This is a genomic window from Heliobacterium chlorum (genome assembly GCF_014502795.1).
Classification (GTDB): Bacteria; Bacillota; Desulfitobacteriia; order Heliobacteriales; family Heliobacteriaceae; genus Heliobacterium; species Heliobacterium chlorum.
This window is the reverse complement of the sequence record NZ_JACVHF010000067.1, coordinates 1-3,301: the sequence shown is the minus strand read 5'-3', so window position 1 is coordinate 3,301 and position 3,301 is coordinate 1. Positions and strand designations below refer to the sequence as shown.

At 40.5% G+C, this 3,301-nt stretch carries 1 protein-coding gene; it reads left to right on the top strand.

Annotated features, from left to right (window positions below):
- The first annotated feature begins 1,619 nt into the window (after positions 1-1,619).
- Complete coding sequence (locus H1S01_RS19750) at positions 1,620-2,384, top strand: hypothetical protein (protein ID WP_188042099.1); 765 nt, start codon at positions 1,620-1,622, stop codon at positions 2,382-2,384.
- Positions 2,385-3,301 lie beyond the last annotated feature (917 nt).

The window sequence follows — 3,301 nt, the reverse complement described above, 5'->3', positions numbered from 1 at the left end:
GAACTACAGTGGGACTACAGGGGTTTGGGGGGATGGGGGGGAGAGGTGTGTGGGCTAGTTTTACTAATTGACATACATTGGATTTGATTGGTATTATTAACTCAAGACTATTATGTGAATTAGTTGAAAACATTGCCTCGAGTTATAGAGGATTGAAACGGTCTACCCATTTTACGTTCGTCATATTGACCACTCGTAGAAAAATTGTCTCGATTTATAGTGGATTGCGATTGCTGGTTCATGTAGCCTAAAGCATCCCCGTAACAATAGTGCCTCGATTGATAGAGGATTGAAACGGCTGTCCTGTATTGGTGTCGTGGCCGCCTGTTCTTCAGGTAGAAAACATTGCCTCGATTTAGAGGATTGAAACTATCCTAAATCTTCTACCAGGGCACGTAGGATTTTGTAGAAAACATTGCCTCGACTTATAGAGGATTGCAACATCTAAGTTTTCATGACTCGAGCAATTTCTGAAGTACAGTCTAACAATAGTGCCTCGATTATTAGAGGATTACGACTATATAAACGGGATTGATAGAAGTACTACAATGAATCCGTAACAAAGGTGCCTCGACTGATAGAGGATTGCGACAAACTTATTCCAGCCGTGTTCCTCGTGCTTTACTACGTACAATGGTGCCTCGATTTATAGAGGATTGAAGCACCTTATATTCGTCTTCCTTACGCTTATCGATAGCTGGTAGAAAACATTGATTGCGACAATTAAGAACCACTTTTTGATAAGATGCAATTCACAGAGGTAACAAAGGTGACTCGATTGATAGAGGATTGAGACTTATTATAGGACTGCCGAAACTGACAACAAGGTTGTCGTAGCAAAGAAGTCTCGATTCATAGAGGATTGCGTTAATAAAAAACAAAAAGCCCCGAACTTCTAATCATGGAAGCCGGGGCTGGAACATATAATGTAATGTTAAAGTCTCGCTGGGTAAGGGTTTGGGAGGGTACTCTAACAATGGTGCCTCGAGTTATAGAGGATTGAAATTTGTTAGCGAAAAAGTGTTGCTTGAGGTCGTCAAGGTAGAAAACATAGCCTCGATTTATAGAGGATTGCGACAATGTGCCTCAAGGCACCATTGCCGACTTTATAGCTTTGTAACAATAGTGACTCGTTTTATAGAGGATTGTGTTAATGAAAAACAACAGCCCCAGCTTTCGTAACAGGAAGCCGGGGCTGTTTTATTTAGTTGGAGTGGTGATCGTTGGGCCGGTGTTGAGGGAATTCACGTTAAAAGCCGTTAAAAAATCGCTTAAAATTGTCATACCCCACATAAGGCCGCTGTAATGGCCCACGTCCGGTTTTACCCCTGTTGTGATAAGAATGGTATGGTTGGGTGGGTTGAGAGGCGTAGGGGGGAACGTGCGGGGGCGGTTTTGTTGGGTGGAGGAAATTAAGAAATAATCGTGGTTAATTGGTAAAATAACTTAAGCAACCGTAATGAATTTTTTCTTGAACCTAACAATATTATGGTGATAAATAGATTTAAGAAAAACTCTTATGCTATCCACCTTATTAAGGAAAAAACTGTGTGTTTCAGTTAGACCGAGGTCAAAAATGGTTTTTCTTAATTTGACTAGATAGATTGGGGAGGATAATAATGGTTAAATCAAAATATCTCAAAATGGCACTAAATACAGCAATATTCGCAATGGTAATCAATTTTGCAACAGGCTGTGAAAATAAATTAGAATCCGCTCAAGCAGCACCTGTTAATGATACAACAAAAGATACAAGTTACGTGGATCAAACTGGTGATAAAACTAATAATAGTAATGAAGTCAAACTAGGAGGCTCCGATAAATTAGAAACGAAGATTGTTGAAATGGATGCAAATACAAAGAAAAAGTTGAATACATTTTTTAGTAATTTTTCGGAAGCTTATGTGCAGCCATTCGATATGGGTAAAATCGATAACGAAAACCTAATACGTTTTGGATTAAGCCATATAATATTGAATAATGAAAAGCTTATCGAGAAAAAAGGTAACGACCACTATTGGTATATCAATGCCGATTACGTTAATAATGCAACCTTGTATTACTTTGGGGAACAGCCAACAAAACATATTTCAATAGAAAACTTTATTTATGATAACGGGTATTATAAGTTCCGACCAGCTTCAGGTGGTGCATACGTTTTTTCACAAATTGATAAGCTGTTTGATCTTGGAAATGGTACTTACGAGGCGGTAGTTAATGTTTATATGGCTTCGAGTGGCTTTTCTGGTGATCCTCATGGAACAATAGAGCAATGGAAAGCCAGTGGGGAAGAGATTCCAGAGTTAGATAAGAAAATTAATGCAGTTATCAAAAAGATTGAGGACGAAGGTAAAGAGCGATATATTTTATTGGAATATAAATAATGAGGAACAGTGTGCCGGTAAAGACAGAATGAATGGTTGAGGAGCCGCCTTGGAAGGGCGGTTTTATTCTTTTGACGAACTTTTAAGTAATGAACTTGCCCGTATAATCGCCCAAAAAATCCCATACCCCACATAAGGCCGCTGTTATGGCCCACGTCCAGTTAGACCCCGTTATGGTATGAATGGTATGGTTGGTCGCGTTGGAGGGCGTAGGGGGAGATGTGGAGGGGCGGTTTCGTTGGGGATATAGGAATAAGCGAAATAACCAAATGCAACCAAAGAATCTACAGGATAATCCTAACTTTTGTCGAAGAAAAAGTTAGGAGGTGTAAAAGTGGATATAACAAACATAGTCCTTCAACCAATGAAACATATGATGTGGAACATTGTTATTTGGATGCTCATACCCTCGGGAATACTTGCGACGATAATAAGTATTTATGTTCCAAAGGACTTACGAAAACTAGCATCTGGCCCGGCTTTGCTTGTTTGCTTTTACCTGTACTATACATTCGGGTTAAAATAGCTATAGGCTATACTACAGCACAATCGCCCATTTACACTTACCTCCCAAATATCACTCGTTGTTGGGAGCAGCGTGAATGGGCGGTTGTTTTTTTGCTGCCTTTGCTGTTGCTACCGGGCCAACGTCGGCAACAATGCCGTAAAACTCGCTGACAAATCACCCAAAACCCCCACACCCCACATAAGGCCGCTGTAATGGCCACGTCCGGTTAAACCCCCGTGGTGGTTTGAAGGGTATGGTAGGTCACGCTGAGAGGCGTAGGGGGGAACGTGCGGGGGCGGTTTTGTTGGGTGGAGGAAATTATTAGGAGGTGTTGGGTCTAAAGTCCCTTTTTTCAATATCAAATACATGATATCTTAATATTATCCTTCCTAACTATTCCACATGCCAG